The sequence below is a fragment of the Marinobacter sp. EVN1 genome (assembly GCF_000475375.1).
Lineage (GTDB): Bacteria > Pseudomonadota > Gammaproteobacteria > Pseudomonadales > Oleiphilaceae > Marinobacter > Marinobacter nauticus.
The window spans coordinates 49,548-65,864 of record NZ_AXCB01000034.1; the positions used below are offsets into that span (position 1 = coordinate 49,548).

Below are 16,317 nucleotides of genomic sequence, written 5' to 3' on the forward strand. Positions count from 1 at the left end.
TTGTTATGGACATAACACTACCGACCATGCTCGACGCCAACAATATCCAAAAATAACATTTGATTATCCTTGAACAACATCAATAATAGACCCATGATCAAATCCCGAACGCCGGCCCGGAATGCTCTGGGCGATATCAGCCTGCTCTACGTGTCCGTACTACTGCGGGCCGTTGCTGCCGAAGGTGGAGATGCGGAACAGCTGAAAGCACGGTTCCATCTGAGCGCTCCGGAACAGGCGGCCGTCGATGCCCGTATCAGCATCCCCAGATTCATGCGACTGGGCCACGCCGCTATCAAAGCCACGGGGAATCCGGCGCTGGGGCTGCGCATGGGGGCGCTGTCACGCCCGGTCGACGCCGGCATGGCGGGGCTCGCCGCCGAAACCGCCGGGACAGTCGCCGGGGCACTTGAATTGCTGGTGCGATATTCACTCCTCACCAGCCATAATTCCCGCGGGGCTCCCAGCTTTCAGCGCGCAATGAAAACCGTGAGCTTCTATTCCATTCGCCCCTACAACCAATACAACTATTTTGTCGTGGATTCTGTGCTGGCCGCCTGGACCCAACTGATTCGACACATGACCGGCCGCTACGATGTACTGGAGCGTGTCCGGATTGAGTACCCATCCATTGGCCAGGACGACCTGTTCGAGAGCTGGTTCCGATGCCCTGTGGAATTCGGGGCTCCGGCAAACGATATCCGGATCAAGGATGCAATCTGGGAACTGGTACCGGCACAGGCCCAGAGAGGCATGAATGAAAAACTGGTGAGCCTGTGCGAACAGGAACTGCAGCGAATCCAGCGAGGGTGGAGAATTACCGATCGCGCCCGCCATCACATGGCGCCATTACTGGTGGGTGGCAAGGTGTCTGTGGAAGTTCTGGCCACAAAAATGGGCCTGACGCCCTGGACACTGCAACGACAGCTGGCCGAAGAAGGCAGTGGATTCCGGCAATTGCTGGACAATACCCGCCAACAACTGGCCTGGGATTACTTGAAGGAAACCGACAGCTCGCTGGCAGAAATTGCCTGGCTGCTCGGTTTTGCCAACCCACCGGCATTTCACAAGGCATACCAGCGATGGTATGGCATCAGCCCGGGTGAACATCGAAAGATTCTGAGGATCAGGAAAAACTGAGAAGACTTCAGGGGAGATAAAAATGGCGGAGCGGACGGGACTCGAACCCGCGACCCCCGGCGTGACAGGCCGGTATTCTAACCAACTGAACTACCGCTCCGCGTAGCTGCCTGAGCTGTCTTGCGACTGCTCTGTGACAACGAGGGCGCATTATAAAGAGGCCCTCGTTTATGTCAACGATTTTCCCAAACTTTTTTAAGATTTACCTGAATCGCCACTTACATGGCATCAACCATTGCATCCTTGCCCTGGGCGGTCTTGCGGTATTCAATCGGTGTCATGCCAGACCAGCGCTTGAACGCCCGATAAAACGTACTGGGTTCTGAAAAGCCGGTCAGGTAGACAATTTCATCAATGGATTCATCGGTGGTGGCCAGCAGCTGCCGTGCAAGACGGTAGCGGAAATCCGCCAATACCTGATTAAAACTGGTTTCGGCTTCGGTCAGCCGGGTTCGCAGGGTCCGGGGCTTGATCCCCAAACGCTCAGCCACGGCATCAAGCGTGACTTCGCCGCTATCGAGCAATTCCGCGATGATGCGCTCCACCTGGCCAACAATGTCCTTCTTCTCGAGCCGGGCCACCTGCTCACTGGCGAAGCGTTCATGCAGGGCCAACAATTCGGGTTCCGCATGAGGCGATGCATGGGACAGCAATTCGGCGGGGAAATAAAGCCGGTTCTCCTCCGCACCGAACACCACCTCACACCCCAACACCTCACGAACATGATCCTGACCCTGCTCCCGATCATGCTCGAACTCGATCCGGGATGGGTAGAAATTGCCGTCGGTAATGGATTTGAAAAAGGTTATCAGGCCTTGAACAAAACACTCATTGAAGTGCTTGAGACGGCGAACATCGTCTGAGGCGGTGTCCAGAACCATGCAGGCTTCATCGCCAGCCACGAAAAAATCCGTGTTGGCGGCATCGCTGAGCAAGCGCTGATAATTCTGGGCGCGGCGCAAGCCCTCGCCGAACGTCGGACTGCTCAGGAACAGGTATTCCAGTACCTGCCCCTTGTAGGCGGGGAGCAATGGCCCAAGGTGCAAACCAACGTCGGGGTCACCGGATACATCCTCCACCGCCTGCCAGAAATAGAGCTGGGCGCTGTGGGGAGTCCTTAGCTGATCCGTGTATACGTACTGCTCGTTAACGCCAAGGCGGCTGAAGATGGCGTCGGTATCAATACCTCTTCGCTTCATCGCCTCGTATATCAGGCGCAGCATCACGCCTGCATCACGTAGTTCCTGCATAGTATCCCGCTTTTTTATTTATTGGTTACTACTTTGACCCGCCGGACAGGGCCCGGAGCACGCCAGGTCAATGCCAGATCTGGCCGGGTTCGCCAGACTTTCGTCGTACATTAGAGCATATCAGGCCACATACGCACAGTTGTACCAGAAATTGGCAACGCCCAATATAAAATCACATTGCCATCAAGACATGCACATGGATGCCGGCCCCGGGGCCGACCAAGGAGAACGCTACGATGTCCGCGCCACTGGTTTATCACCACACGCCCCCTGCCCTCTTGCCTCTGTACGGTAAGGCACTGCTGCCGAAATCCGGAAAGAACCACCCCCAAGCGGTGCAGATTCCGAGGCTGGAGGCCAGTCTTCTGGGCGTTACAACGGACTCTCCCGCGCTCCGCGATTATATGAAAGTCTGCAGTTTTCAGCCGGCAACCCGCGTGCCAGTGACCTGGCCGCATATCCTGGCGTTCCCCCTGCACCTTAAACTGCTCACCGAACCCGCATTCCCGCTGCCGTTGCTGGGGTTGGTCCACCTGAGAAACAGCATCACCCAGCATCGCCCTCTGGCCGCAGGCGAAAATCTGGACCTCAAGGTTATCCTCGATAACCAGAAACGCACCGACCGGGGCCTGGAGTTTGACCTGGTTACGGAAGCGAGAGCCTCAGGACGCCTGATCTGGGAGGAAGTCAGTACCAACCTGTTCCGGATAACCAACGGCCCCGGTAAAACCAGCACCAAACCGAAACCGGAGCTGGAAACCTACCCATTCTCCGAAGCGATCAAGGCCCCGGAAAACCTGGGCCGGCAATACGCCAAAGTCTCGGGGGATCGAAACCCAATCCACATGCACGCCCTGAGCGCCAGAGCCTTCGGTTTTCCACGGGCCATTGCCCATGGCATGTGGAGCAAAGCAAGGGCACTGGCGCTGCTGGAGAACCAGAAGGGCTGGAAGGATGGCCCGGTGCGGGCCAGTTGCCAGTTCAAGAAACCCCTGCTACTGCCGGGAAACGCGATGCTGAACTGGCAGACAGGAAAAGATGGCTGGGATTTCCAGTTACTGAATGCGAAAGGCGATGCCCCGCACCTGACCGGGCGCATCGACTGGCTGTAGCGCTTATTCCTCCGGAGCGCAGACCTCTACTTCTGCTCCGGAAACAGGCAGGGTGAACCAGAAACAAGCGCCGCCATCTTCCGGTCGCTCGTATCCGATTTCGCCGCCCTGAGCCTGAATCAGGGAGCGGCAGGTGGCCAATCCGATACCCATACCCTCGTCTTTGGTGGTATGAAACGGATGAAACAGTTTCTCTTCGGCTTCTTCGGCGACTCCGATGCCATGGTCCCGCACCTGGACCCGGACACAGTGGTCGCCACAACGGCGGGCACTCACTTCAACCGGCGTTGCCGCGCCGGCACTGCGGGTGGCTTCCAGGGCATTGCGTATCAGGTTCAGGGCGACCTGCTGCACCTGTATGGGGTCCGCCAGCACATCCGGCAGCGAATCCTCTACCTGCACCTCGATGCCACCTTCGTTGTTGCGCATGTCGACTTCGGCAAACTGGCGGGTATCCTCCAGCAAACCGGGAACCGAGAGTATTTCCTTACCGGTGGCGGGCTTTTTCATGAATCGCCGGATCCGGCGGATGATTTCGCTGGCGCGATGGGACTGAGCCTCGACCTTGTCCAGGGTTTCCTGCAGCAAACCGAGATCCGGTTGCTCCTTGCCCATCATACGCTTGGCCACACGGGCGTAATTGGTGATTGCCGTCAGTGGCTGATTGACCTCATGAGCAAATCCCGCCGCCATCTCACCCATGGTGCTCAAACGTGAGGTGTGGGCCAGCTGATCCCGCTGCTCCTGAACCATGGCCCGGGCATCCTCCAGTGCCTGCTCGTTTTCCAGCTCGGTGGTGATATCCCGGAACACCACCACCGCACCGTGGAGTTCTTCGTCATCCAGTTTTGGCGTTGAGCGATATTCCGCGGGGAAACCGGAACCGTCGGCCCGCAGCATGCGGATATCGCGCTGGTTTTCGGCCACGCCTTGCCGGCAGGTAGCCATCACCGGCAGGTTGTCTTCCGAATCTGACGCGGTGGAAAAATGCAGATCAAAAAAGCTCTTGCCGATCAGGTCTTCAACCGGGCAACCCATGATCATACCCGCAGCGGGATTGGCGAATTCAATGATGCCATTCTCGTCGAGGCCGTAGATGCCCTCGCTGATGGAATTGAGAATCCGGGTCTGATCACCCTGAAGCTCGCGGTTCCGGGCCTGCAATTCACGCTCAAGGCGAATCACCTGGGCATGGGTTTTCACCCGCGCAATCACTTCCTGGGACTGAAACGGCTTGGAAATGTAATCCGCGCCGCCAAGAGAAAAACCTTTTACCTTGGCCTGCAGATCATCCAGTGCCGACAGAAACACCACCGCACAGTCGGCCGTTTGCGGGTCGGCTTTCAGGCGCTCGCAAACCTCATAGCCGTCCATTTCCGGCATCATGATATCCAGAAGGATGACTTCAGGGTGGTGTCGGTGGGCAAGGTCCAGTGCTTTCTCACCTTCGTTGGCGATCAGCAAACGGTAGCCTTTGTCTTTCAGGGTCTCGTAGAGGACCTTCAGGTTCTGCGGGTTGTCGTCCACCAACAGAACCGTCACCTCGGAGTTCTCACTGACAGTTTCAGTCATAGAAATACGGCCGGTTAAAAACGTTCGGACATGATGACGGTGCCGGCCGTCCTAGTCGATAAGGTCCTTTACGGACAGGACCATACGTACCAGATGGGCCAGGGAATGAGTGCCCATTTTGTGCATTACGCGGGAACGGTGAATCTCCACGGTACGCTGGCTGATTTCCAGCTCAATGGCAATGACCTTGTTGGCCTGGCCGGCAATCATGCGGTCCATGATTTCCCGCTCGCGGGGCGTCAGGCTCTTCACCCGGCGGATGATTTCCTGCTTTTCGTCCAGGGATTTACGCTGTTCCTGATCCTGCTCCAGGGCCGCCTCGATCTTCTCCAGCAGGGCCTCTTCACGGTAGGGCTTCTGGATGAAATCCACGGCGCCCTCTTTCATGGCGTCCACCGCCATCGGCACATCGCCATGGCCGGTCACAAAGATGATGGGCAGGATCGAATGCTTGTCGTTAAGCTTCTTCTGAAGCTCCATGCCATCCATCCCGGGCATACGGATATCCAGCACGATGCAGCCGGCCATCTTGTCGGAATAGTCCTTCAGAAAGGCATTGGCGCTTTCGTAGGTTTTCACCGGCTTGCTATCGGATTTCAGCAACAACTCCAGTGAATCACGAACGGCTTCATCGTCCTCTACCACGTACACAGTTTGCTGGATCTCAGTCATGGATCTGTACTCTCCTGTCCGTTTTATTATGGTGCCGGTCAGTGAATGGACGGATCTTTATGATCGTCCCGGGCGTGCTCCTGACGCTCATGCTCGCGCATTTTTTCGAGCCGTTGCTGAATAATGCCAAAAACACTCTGCTTGGGGTACCTGCCTTTCTCATCGGCTTTGCCCGCCGGCTTGCCCAGCAACAGTGTAATCGCCTCTTCCACCCGGGCAACCGGGTACACGGCAAACCGCCCTGCCCGGGCCGCCTGCACCACTTCGCTGTCCAACATCAGGTTCTGGACATTGGTGGTTGGAATGATGACACCCTGGCTGCCGGTCAGACCACCTTTAAGCTCACAGGTGGCATAGAAGCCTTCCACCTTTTCGTTCACACCACCAATCGGCTGAACCTCGCCAAACTGATTAACAGAGCCGGTAATGGCCAGATCCTGCCGCACCGGAATGCCGGACAAGGCCGAAATCAGCGCACAGAGTTCCGCCAATGAGGCACTGTCGCCATCCACCTCGCCATAGTTTTGCTCAAAGGTCAGGCTGGCAGACAGGTGCATGGGATCGTTCACGGCAAAATGAGAGGCCAGCCAGGAACTCAGAATCATCACGCCCTTGGAGTGGATATTGCCGCCCAGCTTCACATCGCGCTCAATGTCCATAACTCCGCCATCTCCATAGTAGCAGCTTGCGGTCACGCGATTGGACAAACCAAACTCGAAGCCACCGGTGGACAATACCGAAAGCGCGTTAACCTGACCTACGCAGGTGCCGGTGGTGGTCACCAGAGTGGAACCGTCCCGGATGGAATCATAGAACTGATCTCGGATGCGACTGCTGCGGTAACGGGCGCTCTCCAGCGCACGTTCCACATGTACCTCGGAAATCAGCTTGGCACCAGCCTGGCGGGCCCAGAAATCCGACTCTCGCAACAGGTTGGCGATGTCGGCAGCATGCAACGACAGCCTGTCCTGATGGTCGGCCATGCGGGCACTATGCTCGATAATGCGAGCCACCGCCTTGTTGGTGCAATGCAACAGTTTCTTCTCAACCACAAGGCTGGAGATGAACTTGGCGTACAGCAACTGGCTCTCTTCGGTGCGGTACATCTCGTTTTCGAAATCCGCCGTTACCCGGAACAGCTCGGCAAACTCGGAATCGTATTCCTGCAGCAGCATCCAGGTTTCCCGATCGCCGAACAACACAATCTTGACGTTCAGGGGAACCGCCTCCGGCTCGATGGAAATGGTGCCGGAGAGGGTCAGCTCCCGCTCCAGGGAGTTGATCTGGATCGACTTTGATCGCAATGCGCGCTTCAGACCATCCCATACGAACGGCTGCTCCAGCACCTTGATGGCGTCCATCAGCAGGTAGCCACCGTTGGCCCTGTGCAGGCTTCCGGCCCGAATCAGAGAGAAGTCGGTAAAGACCGTGCCCTTGTAGGTCACGTTTTCCACATAGCCGAACAGATTGTGATAGGTGGGATTATCTTCCACCACCACCGGTACTTCATTGGTTTTCTGATGCACCAGCACATTGATGAGGTAGCGCCGGGGCATTCTCTTGTCCAGTGCGGCCCAGGCAATGGCAGCCTGCTCCTCGTCGTCTTCCAGGAAGATATCCAGGTTATCCACCAGGTCTTTGCGAACGGCCTCCAGGTAAGTAACCACATCGGGCTGTTCACGATATTTCTCTACCAGCTCGTCAATCTGATGGCCGGAAATACCCTCCAGGGTCTCCTGGTTCAGAGCCTGCTGTTTGTCGGCATATTCCTGTTCCCAGTCCGCCATCTTCCGCAACGCCTGGCGCAGCTTCTTCTCGAGCTTGTTGATCGAGTCCTCAAACTTGTCCCGCTGCTCCTCGGTCAGAGCCTGGAAGCTTTCCGCGGTGTGAGGCTCGTCGCCATTCATGGCGACCAGGCGATAGCCACCGGGGGTGGTTACCGTCAGGCTTACCTTTTTCCGTTTGGCCTGGGCGGCCACTTTGGCCAGCTCATCTTCCTGCCTCTTGCCGTAATCATTCTTCAACTGCTCCGAGCGTTCCAGAAAACTGTCGCTGTCGAAAGTCTGGGGGATCGTCTTCACCAGCCGGGTCATCAGCTTTTCCATGTCCTGCTTCAACTGGGTACCCATACCTCCCGGCAGCTGCAACAGCTTGGGATTACGCGGTTCCTCGAAGTTGGCGACATAACACCAGTCATGGCTTTGCTGCAGCGTGTCCACATGATGCTCAAGGTAACGCAGCATCATGGTTCGCTTGCCCAGCCCATTCCGCCCCACGGCATAGACGTTGTAGCCGCCATGGGGCATGGCCAGGGCAAAGCGCACGGCCTCCTGGGCACGGTTCTGGCCCACGATTTCGGCCAGGGGCTCAAGTTGCCTTGTGGTCTTGAATGGCAGGTCTTTGAGGACGCAGGCTTTATACAGCTGATGCAGGGGCAGAGACTTCAAATTGGCTTCCCGTAACGGTCAGTTTTGTCGGATTTCAGGCCCGCCATTGTAGTGCCTGGGGCCGGGTCTGTCGCGTACCTCGTCCGGTTTTATCGAAAGGGGCCAGAGCCGACAGCAAGTGCCAACTTGGTCACAAATCCGGCCGTGGTCATTTTTCATGCAAGCCGTCGATTACTACACTTCATCTCCCGGACGGAATCCGGCCACAACAAGTACAAGACACGTGATGACTGAAAACATGACGAATAATTCCGCAGATCGCCGTATCAAGGATCGTTTTCCGGCGTCCTGCCTGAGGGTTCAACTGCGTGAGCGCGGTTTCTTCGGCCGTGGCAAACAGCCTGTGGCAGTTACCTGCCTGGACATGAACCGCTATGGTATGGCGGTTCTCTGCCCCCGGCCAGTGGATGTAGGTGTGCGACTGTTTCTTGATATCGAGGGCAAGTACATCAGTGAATCCCGGGTCGGCGCCCGGGTTATCGCCTGCCAGCCCTACCAGGCGGGATATCGGGTCAGCCTGCAGTTTGCCTATTGCCTGGATAAAAATGCCTACTCACGAACGATGGACAACGCACTGTCCCGTATTGAAGGCTTCTACAACCGCTACGCCAGTTGATCAGATCAGGCCGGCGTCAAGGCTGGCCGCCACTGTCATACCCAACTCGTAACACTGCTCTTCAAACTCGGGCCGGAATTCACCCCGGCATACCAGTGCATCCTGCACCAGCTTCCAGCGCAGCCCTGTGGTTATGGCCTCAATAGCTCGGCGGGTTCCGGTACCATCATGGCCGGCACGGATATAAAAGGCAAAAGGCAGGCCCTGGGTTTTCTCCAGGCAGGGATAGTAGCTGCGGTCGAAAAAGTCTTTCAGGGCGCCAGACATGTAGCCGAGGTTTTCCGTGGTGCCCAGGATAATGGCGTCGCATGCGAGGATGTCTTCGGGGCCAGCTTCGAGAGGCGCCTTTACCACCACATCTACCGCTTCGATGTCCGGATTACGGGCGCCATTTTCGATGGCGCTCCGTAATCCCAGGGTATTCGGAGACGGGGCATTGGCCACAATCAGCAGTCGCTTCATGTCACGCCTCCTTATCTTTCTCTTTTTAGAATTTACAGCAGTTCGCCATTGGCTTCAGCAGGAGCCTCCGCCGTTTCTTTCTTGACCGGCTTGGGCATCAGCTTGTCACGCACCTTGGCCTCGATTTCATTGGCGATATCCAGGTTCTCTTCCAGGAACTTACAAGCGTTTGCTTTGCCCTGGCCGATCTTGTCGCCGTTATAGGCGTACCAGGCACCGGACTTGTCCACAAAGCCTTCTTTCACGCCCATGTCGAGCACTTCCGCCATGTGGTAGATGCCCTTACCGTACATGATCTGGAATTCTGCCTGCCGGAACGGCGGCGATACCTTGTTCTTGACGACTTTTACGCGGGTTTCGTTGCCCACCACTTCGTCGCCGTCTTTCACCGAACCGATACGGCGAATATCAAGGCGCACAGAGGAGTAGAATTTCAGGGCGTTACCACCGGTGGTAGTCTCGGGGCTACCGAACATAACGCCAATCTTCATACGGATCTGGTTGATGAACACCATCAGGCAATTGGCGTGCTTCACATTACCGGTAAGCTTGCGCAGTGCCTGTGACATCAGGCGAGCCTGAAGACCCACGTGGCTGTCGCCCATTTCGCCTTCAATTTCCGCTTTCGGGGTCAGCGCCGCAACCGAATCGACAATGATCACGTCCACCGCGTTCGAGCGCACGAGCATGTCGGCGATTTCCAGCGCCTGCTCACCGGTATCCGGCTGGGAAACCAGCAGCTCATCAACGTTAACACCCAGCTTTTCCGCATAAACCGGGTCCAGAGCGTGCTCGGCATCCACAAAGGCACAGGTTTTACCCTGTTTTTGCGCTTCCGCGATAACCTGCAAAGTCAGCGTGGTTTTACCGGAGCTCTCCGGGCCGTAAATCTCAACGATCCGACCGTAAGGAAGACCACCAATACCCAGAGCAACATCCAGCCCAAGAGAGCCGGTGGATACGGCAGGAATCGCCTCACGGGGCTGGTCGCCCATCTTCATTACGGCACCTTTACCGAACTGGCGTTCGATCTGGCTCAACGCTGCGCCGAGTGCTTTCTTGCGGTTATCTTCCATTCTTGCAAACCCTCGTTACCAGGGCCGCTCAACCTTGTCGGCCAATGCGGCAGAATCCGGAGAAAACCTGAATAGCCATCCAGTGTTTTCCTGTATATTTGAACAGTATTAAAACATATGGCCAGAAGGAGACCAACCCCCGGAAAGGTGAAAATCCTCACAGGGTTTCGACAAATCCGGTAACTCCTTCTAATACATACAAAACCGACTGCCGGCGCACCTGATCCCGATCGCCATCGAAATGCGCTACCCGGGCTTCGATGTTGCCAGCCCGGCTGCCCCAGGCAAACCAGACCGTACCAACCGGCTTGTCTGCACTACCCCCACCCGGCCCGGCAACACCGCTGATAGCGACGGCAATATCCACGCCTGTGGCACGTATGGCACCTGTCACCATCTGTCGCACCACCGGTTCACTGACCGCCCCGCACTGCTCCAGAGTATCAGCCTGTACGCCAAGGATGGCCTGCTTGGCGGCGTTACTGTAGGTCACCAGACCCGCCATAATATAGGCGGACGACCCCGCCCGGTCAGTCAGCACCTTGGCCACCCAGCCACCGGTGCAGCTTTCAGCGGTGGCGATGGTCATCCCCTTACGCTCAAGCGCCACCGCCAGCGCGTCACCAGCCTTGGCCAATTGTCCGTCGGTCACATTCATATTGTTCTCCCGTTTCCTATAATGCCCGTCGCCAGTCTCAGGCTCCGGGAAAACTGTCAACAAATCCGCGATCAATGCGGTCTTTCCACTTCCAGACCCAGGCCCCCGAAAACGTCAAAGGGCCATAACTACCAATCGCCGTGCAGTCTCCCGCCGCCAACAGGTACAACGAAAACCTTCGCGGATAGAAACGCGCCAACGGTTTACCCGATATCGCAGCAGCAAGATTACGGGCCAGTATCGGCCCGGCACGAACCGCGTGTACCCCGGAACGGTCCAGCCGTTGGTCAACCCGGCTACAGGCATCTCCGGCCACAAACACATTGTGGTGAGACGTACTGCGATGGCTGGCGTCTACCCTGACAAAACCGGCTTCGTCTACGGCCAGGCCGCTGGCTCCCAGAAAGGGCAGAGCCCTGCCACCGGTAGATACCAGAACCGCATCGGCCCGCATTCGTCGCCCGCCGGCCAACCGAACCCCGTCAACCACCGGCTCTCCATACTCCTCAACAATCTCGACACCGCAGCGCATCAGCGCCCGCCGCACCAGGCGGCGAAAGCGGGGACGAAAGCCCGGTACCACACCATTGCTGCCGGCCACCAGAACAACGCCCGTCTGGTCGCAGTCTGCCGACCGCCGGGCCAGGGCCATGGCGATCTCCGCACCTCCAGCGCCCCCACCAAGAACAACAATGCGTGGGCGCGCCCTGGCGTTCAGGGATCGCTCGGTTGCCGGCCAGTTTTCAGCAAAGCGTTCAATGGGCTTAACACCCAGGATCACACTGTCCGATTCGTTCAGCCCGGCACTGTCACTGGCCGAGCCAACATCGACCGAGAGCAAATCGTAGGGCAGCCGTTCACCACTTGCCAACACAACCTCCTGCTCGGCCGCCCGCAGTTCAACCGCCCGATCGAGCACCAGCCTGCCGCCAGCGGCGGTCACCGTGGGCTCGACCAGGACACGGCACTGATCGAAGCGATAGTGCCTGGCCAACCAGCCCGGAATCATCCCGGAGTAGTACTGCCACCGGGACGGTGACACCACCACCAGCTCAGTCTCCGGCAACGGATCGCGCGCGAACTGACGCAACGCCACCATGTGAGCGTGGCCGGCACCCAGCAAAACCAGTCGCTTCATATTCTCATCTCTCGCCTGCCATGCTCACCATCCCGAGCTCTGATATGCTCCTCTCAGGAGGTCACCAAAATCCATGTTGCGACACCCAATACGCGAAGAAGATCCCCGGCTCGCAATCATCGTCCCCGTTCTCAACGAGATTGACGGTATCGAACCACTGCTGAGCCACCTGGAAATCTGGCGTCAGCGGGGCGCCGAAATCATTGTGGTGGATGGCGGCAGCGACGACAAATCGGACAGTCTCATTGAAGCAAGGGGGTTTCCCCTGATTCGCTCTGCCCGCGGACGCGCAACCCAGATGAATGCTGGAGCACGAAGCAGCCAATCGCCTTTCCTGATATTCCTGCACTCGGACACCCGGCTGCCGGAGCATGCGGACACGCAAGTGATGACTCACCTGGCACGCTCAGAAACCAGCTGGGGCCGTTTTGATGTTTGTATCGACGGCCGCTCCCGCCTGTTGCCGATCGTTGGCGCCATGATGAATCTGCGCTCGAGACTGACCGGCATCGCCACGGGCGATCAGGCCCTGTTTATGACTCGAACCCTGTTCGAGCAGGTCGGAGGGTTTCCGGAACAACCACTGATGGAAGATGTGGAAATCTGCAAACGCCTGAAACACATCACGCCCCCGGTGTGTCTGAGGGACAGAGTGGTCACCTCCGGCCGGCGCTGGGATCAGCGCGGCGGCTGGCGGACGATCTGTTTAATGTGGCAGTTGCGCTGGGCCTATTGGCGCGGCGTTCCCGCAGACCAACTGGCAGTCCGTTACCGATGAACCAGACACGCATTATTGTTATCGCCAAAGAACCCCGGCCCGGGAAGGTAAAAACCCGTCTGATCCCGGCGCTGGGTGAGGCCGGTGCCGCCCGGCTGGCAGACCGCATGCTGCGCCACACTCTGGCGCAGGCCCTCGACGCCAGTATCGGCCCGGTGGAGCTCTGTGTCAGCCCGGATCCTGCGGCAGAATACTGGCAACAGTTGGACCCTGGTGACCGAGCCATCCTGTCTTCCCAGGCTGAAGGTGACCTGGGCCATCGCATGGCGGAAGCGGCCAGGCATGCCCTGACAGCCGGCTTACCGGTGATCCTGATCGGAACGGACTGCCCGGATCTTGACGCCAACCGACTGAAGCAAATGGCCGGCGACCTCCTGAACCACGATGCCTGCCTGTGCCCGGTCGCCGACGGCGGCTATGCCCTGCTGGGGCTCCGGCGTTTCAGCCCGACCCTCTTCACGGATATACCCTGGAGTACCGAGCAGGTGGCCGCCATCACCCGACAGCGTCTGGCGGCCCTGGGGTGGCGCCTGGCGGAGAGCGAAACCCTGAACGACGTCGACGAGCCGGCTGACCTGCAAAGGCTGGCGACAGACTATCCCGGACTGATGATGCCCTGAGTGACTGACCGGCTGCCGACACCTCCGGACCATGGTACCATCGCGGGTTTTGGTATCCCGAACGGCGTGCCACCACCCTTGCCGATGTTTACCCGGAAGAATTGAGGAACTATGACGGACCTGTCCAAGCACACCCCGATGATGCAGCAGTACCTGAAAATCAAGGGAGAACACCCGAACGAGATGGTGTTCTACCGCATGGGGGACTTCTACGAGCTGTTTTACGACGACGCTAAAAAAGCCGCAGAGTTGCTGGACATTACCCTGACCGCACGTGGCCAGTCCGGAGGTAATCCGATTCCCATGGCAGGGGTACCCTTCCATTCGGCCGAAGGCTACATTGCCCGCATGGTTCGCGCGGGCCAGTCCATCGCTATCTGCGAGCAGATTGGTGATCCTGCCACTAGCAAGGGCCCGGTGGAACGCAAGGTCGTGCGCATTGTCACTCCCGGTACACTGAGTGACGAGGCGTTTCTGGAAGACCGCCGCGATAACCTGCTGGCAGCCATCTACCATCACAAAGAGCAGTTCGGCTTTGCCTCTCTGGATATTTCCAGTGGCCGGTTCGCGGTGTCGGAACTGGAGAGCCTTGAAGCCCTGCAGGGTGAGCTCCAGCGCCTGCGACCCGCTGAGATCCTGATCAGCGAGGATTTTCCCTATACCGACATCCTTGAGGGTTTCACCGGCGTACGCCGTCAGGGCCCCTGGCTGTTTGAATCGGACACCGCCCTCCGGGTGATCACCCAGCAGTTGCAGGTACGCGATCTCACCGGCTTTGGCTGCGAAGACCTGACCCTGGCCGTTTGCGCTGCAGGCTGCCTGTTGCAATACGCCAAGGAGACCCAGCGCACGGCGCTGCCGCATATCCGCAAACTGACCCGCGAACGCCGGGAAGACGCCGTGATACTGGATGCCGCCAGCCGCCGTAATCTGGAAATCGACACCAACCTGATGGGTGGCCAACAACACACCCTGGCCTGGGTGATGGACCGCACCGCCACTGCCATGGGAGCCCGGGAGCTCCGACGCTGGCTGAATCGTCCACTTCGGGATGTTGAGCGCGTGCGCCAGCGCCAGCAGGCAGTATCTGCGCTGCTGGACGGTTTCCACTATGAGCCGGTGCACGATCTACTGAAACGGGTGGGTGATATCGAACGGATTCTGGCCCGGGTTGCCCTGCGTTCTGCCCGCCCCAGGGACCTTGCGCGCCTGCGCGACGCTTTTCATGCCCTGCCAGAACTGCAGGAGGCACTGAAACCGGTCAACTCACACCATATCGTGAAGCTGGCCACCGTCATCGGTGAATACCCGGAACTGGCCGACCTGCTGGAACGCGCCATCATCGACAACCCGCCGGTGGTAATTCGTGATGGCGGTGTGATTGCCGAAGGCTTCGACGAAGAATTGGATGAACTCCGCAACATCAGTGAAAACGCCGGCCAGTATCTGCTGGATGTGGAAACCCGGGAGCGTGAACGCACCGGCATTTCCACCCTGAAAGTGGGCTACAACCGGGTGCATGGTTACTACATCGAAATCAGCCGGGCGCAGTCTGACCAGGCACCCGTGGACTATATCCGCCGCCAGACCCTGAAAAACGCCGAACGCTTCATCACCCCGGAACTGAAAGAGTTTGAGGACAAGGCACTGAGCGCCAAAAGCCGTGCCCTGGCCCGGGAAAAAGGCCTGTACGACGACGTACTGGAAACCGTGGCCGAACAACTCGCCCCGCTGCAGGACGCCGCCCAGGCCCTGGCCGAACTCGACGTACTGAGCAACTTCGCCGAACGGGCCACGTCCTTGCGCTTCACCGCGCCGGAATTTACCGACCAGCCAGGATTTGATGTGGAGGAAGGCCGGCACCCGGTGGTGGAGCAGCTGCTGGACGAGCCGTTTGTGCCCAACAACCTGTTGATGGATACCAAACGCCGCATGCTGGTGATCACCGGCCCGAACATGGGCGGTAAGTCCACCTACATGCGCCAGGCCGCCCTGATTGCCCTGCTGGCCTACACCGGCAGTTTCGTGCCCGCCAACCGAGCCGTGCTTGGCCCGGTGGACCGGATCTTCACCCGCATGGGCTCCTCGGATGACATTGCCGGTGGCCGCTCCACCTTCATGGTGGAAATGACCGAAACCGCCAATATCCTGCACAATGCCACCGAACACAGCCTGGTGTTGATGGATGAAGTGGGCCGGGGCACCAGCACCTTCGATGGCCTGTCGCTGGCCTGGGCCACGGCCGAGCACCTGGCGAAGAACATCCGATGTTATACCCTGTTCGCCACCCACTACTTCGAGCTGACCCAGCTGGCCGATGACCTGGAACATGCGGTTAACGTGCATTTGACCGCCACCGAGCACGACGATTCCATCGTGTTTCTGCACAATGTGCACGATGGCCCGGCAAGCCAGAGTTACGGGCTGCAGGTGGCAAAACTGGCCGGTGTACCCCAGGATGTGATCCGCAACGCCAAGACCCAGCTGGCGCATCTGGAAGGCCTGGAAGCAGGCAGCAACCCGTCGCCGGCACCCGTGAGCGTTAACGAGCCGAAACCGGCTGCACCATCTGCGACAAAGGCCGCCAGTGTCGACGCGGTGTACCAGGGCGACATGTTTGCCATGGCCGAGCCGAGCGTGGTGGAACAGGCCCTGGAAAAGCTCGATCTGGACGGCATCACCCCGAGAGACGCCCTGAACCAGCTCTATGAACTCAAGGGGTTACTGGAAAAATAACAGCATTCTGCGCCAAACTTGATCTGGGTAATAACGATAT

At 58.3% G+C, this 16,317-nt stretch carries 14 protein-coding genes and 1 tRNA gene; 6 read left to right on the top strand and 9 right to left on the bottom strand.

The features are described from left to right. Positions 1 to 93: 93 nt before the first annotated feature. Positions 94 to 1,140, top strand: coding sequence for an AraC family transcriptional regulator (locus tag Q674_RS34175; RefSeq protein ID WP_023009320.1), 1,047 nt, complete (start codon positions 94 to 96; stop codon positions 1,138 to 1,140). Between the two features lie 23 nt (positions 1,141 to 1,163). Here the strand turns inward: Q674_RS34175 and Q674_RS34180 are convergent. Continuing rightward, positions 1,164 to 1,240: transfer RNA gene (locus Q674_RS34180), tRNA-Asp, on the bottom strand. A 118-nt stretch (positions 1,241 to 1,358) separates the two neighbouring features. Then, on the bottom strand, positions 1,359 to 2,390 hold the full coding sequence (locus Q674_RS34185) for an AraC family transcriptional regulator (RefSeq protein ID WP_014420974.1): 1,032 nt from the start codon (positions 2,388 to 2,390) through the stop codon (positions 1,359 to 1,361). A gap of 236 nt (positions 2,391 to 2,626) precedes the next feature. On the opposite strand from Q674_RS34185, the gene Q674_RS34190 reads away from it, so the two are divergent. After that, on the top strand, positions 2,627 to 3,502 hold the full coding sequence (locus Q674_RS34190) for a MaoC family dehydratase (RefSeq protein ID WP_023009322.1): 876 nt from the start codon (positions 2,627 to 2,629) through the stop codon (positions 3,500 to 3,502). A gap of 3 nt (positions 3,503 to 3,505) precedes the next feature. Here the strand turns inward: Q674_RS34190 and Q674_RS34195 are convergent, their stop codons facing one another. The 3 genes from Q674_RS34195 to Q674_RS34205 are packed head-to-tail and all read right to left on the bottom strand — an operon-like array spanning position 3,506 to position 8,193. After that, the gene (locus Q674_RS34195; protein WP_023009323.1) at positions 3,506 to 5,074 is read right to left on the bottom strand and encodes a response regulator; all 1,569 of its coding nucleotides are present in this window, start codon (positions 5,072 to 5,074) and stop codon (positions 3,506 to 3,508) included. Positions 5,075 to 5,125: 51 nt separating this feature from the next. Beyond that, positions 5,126 to 5,746 carry a response regulator FixJ gene (fixJ, locus tag Q674_RS34200; RefSeq protein ID WP_014420970.1) on the bottom strand — a complete coding sequence of 207 codons (621 nt, stop codon included), beginning with the start codon at positions 5,744 to 5,746 and terminating at the stop codon, positions 5,126 to 5,128. 38 nt (positions 5,747 to 5,784) lie between these two features. After that, entirely contained in the window at positions 5,785 to 8,193 is a 2,409-nt protein-coding gene (locus Q674_RS34205) for a Lon protease family protein (RefSeq protein ID WP_011785551.1), read from the bottom strand. 238 nt (positions 8,194 to 8,431) lie between these two features. Between Q674_RS34205 and Q674_RS34210 the strand changes: the two genes are divergently transcribed. Beyond that, positions 8,432 to 8,809: a PilZ domain-containing protein gene (locus tag Q674_RS34210; RefSeq protein ID WP_031210250.1), complete on the top strand. Its 378-nt coding sequence runs from the start codon at positions 8,432 to 8,434 to the stop codon at positions 8,807 to 8,809. Here Q674_RS34210 and Q674_RS34215 read toward each other — a convergent pair whose 3' ends face one another. The 4 genes from Q674_RS34215 to Q674_RS34230 all read right to left on the bottom strand — a co-directional run bounded on the left by Q674_RS34215 (position 8,810) and on the right by Q674_RS34230 (position 12,143). Beyond that, positions 8,810 to 9,271: a flavodoxin family protein gene (locus tag Q674_RS34215; RefSeq protein WP_023009324.1), complete on the bottom strand. Its 462-nt coding sequence runs from the start codon at positions 9,269 to 9,271 to the stop codon at positions 8,810 to 8,812. Between the two features lie 32 nt (positions 9,272 to 9,303). Beyond that, a complete protein-coding gene (gene recA, locus Q674_RS34220; protein WP_011785554.1) occupies positions 9,304 to 10,347 on the bottom strand; it encodes a recombinase RecA in 1,044 nt (347 codons plus the stop codon). A 157-nt stretch (positions 10,348 to 10,504) separates the two neighbouring features. Next, positions 10,505 to 11,005, bottom strand: a complete 501-nt coding sequence (locus Q674_RS34225) for a nicotinamide-nucleotide amidohydrolase family protein (RefSeq protein ID WP_023009325.1) — start codon at positions 11,003 to 11,005, stop codon at positions 10,505 to 10,507. A gap of 37 nt (positions 11,006 to 11,042) precedes the next feature. Further along, complete coding sequence (locus Q674_RS34230) at positions 11,043 to 12,143, bottom strand: FAD-dependent oxidoreductase (protein ID WP_023009326.1); 1,101 nt, start codon at positions 12,141 to 12,143, stop codon at positions 11,043 to 11,045. 73 nt (positions 12,144 to 12,216) lie between these two features. Between Q674_RS34230 and Q674_RS34235 the strand changes: the two genes are divergently transcribed. The 3 genes from Q674_RS34235 to mutS all read left to right on the top strand — a co-directional run bounded on the left by Q674_RS34235 (position 12,217) and on the right by mutS (position 16,277). Further along, on the top strand, positions 12,217 to 12,921 hold the full coding sequence (locus tag Q674_RS34235) for a TIGR04283 family arsenosugar biosynthesis glycosyltransferase (RefSeq protein WP_023009327.1): 705 nt from the start codon (positions 12,217 to 12,219) through the stop codon (positions 12,919 to 12,921). Beyond that, positions 12,918 to 13,541 (top strand): TIGR04282 family arsenosugar biosynthesis glycosyltransferase, encoded by a 624-nt coding sequence (locus tag Q674_RS34240; RefSeq protein WP_023009328.1) that lies wholly within the window; start codon positions 12,918 to 12,920, stop codon positions 13,539 to 13,541. Before Q674_RS34235 ends, Q674_RS34240 begins: the two co-directional genes overlap by 4 nt. Positions 13,542 to 13,652: 111 nt before the next feature. Beyond that, positions 13,653 to 16,277, top strand: a complete 2,625-nt coding sequence (gene mutS, locus Q674_RS34245; RefSeq protein ID WP_023009329.1) for a DNA mismatch repair protein MutS — start codon at positions 13,653 to 13,655, stop codon at positions 16,275 to 16,277. Positions 16,278 to 16,317: the final 40 nt, after the last annotated feature.

Coding starts and splice junctions, on each gene's coding strand:
- Q674_RS34215 (WP_023009324.1), bottom strand. CDS start 9,271: ATGAAGCGACTGCTGATTGTGGCCAATGCCCCGTCTCCGAATACCCTG.
- Q674_RS34190 (WP_023009322.1), top strand. CDS start 2,627: ATGTCCGCGCCACTGGTTTATCACCACACGCCCCCTGCCCTCTTGCCT.
- Q674_RS34210 (WP_031210250.1), top strand. CDS start 8,432: ATGACGAATAATTCCGCAGATCGCCGTATCAAGGATCGTTTTCCGGCG.
- Q674_RS34240 (WP_023009328.1), top strand. CDS start 12,918: ATGAACCAGACACGCATTATTGTTATCGCCAAAGAACCCCGGCCCGGG.
- mutS (WP_023009329.1), top strand. CDS start 13,653: ATGACGGACCTGTCCAAGCACACCCCGATGATGCAGCAGTACCTGAAA.
- Q674_RS34235 (WP_023009327.1), top strand. CDS start 12,217: ATGTTGCGACACCCAATACGCGAAGAAGATCCCCGGCTCGCAATCATC.
- Q674_RS34225 (WP_023009325.1), bottom strand. CDS start 11,005: ATGAATGTGACCGACGGACAATTGGCCAAGGCTGGTGACGCGCTGGCG.
- Q674_RS34185 (WP_014420974.1), bottom strand. CDS start 2,390: ATGCAGGAACTACGTGATGCAGGCGTGATGCTGCGCCTGATATACGAG.
- Q674_RS34195 (WP_023009323.1), bottom strand. CDS start 5,074: ATGACTGAAACTGTCAGTGAGAACTCCGAGGTGACGGTTCTGTTGGTG.
- Q674_RS34230 (WP_023009326.1), bottom strand. CDS start 12,143: ATGAAGCGACTGGTTTTGCTGGGTGCCGGCCACGCTCACATGGTGGCG.
- recA (WP_011785554.1), bottom strand. CDS start 10,347: ATGGAAGATAACCGCAAGAAAGCACTCGGCGCAGCGTTGAGCCAGATC.
- Q674_RS34175 (WP_023009320.1), top strand. CDS start 94: ATGATCAAATCCCGAACGCCGGCCCGGAATGCTCTGGGCGATATCAGC.
- fixJ (WP_014420970.1), bottom strand. CDS start 5,746: ATGACTGAGATCCAGCAAACTGTGTACGTGGTAGAGGACGATGAAGCC.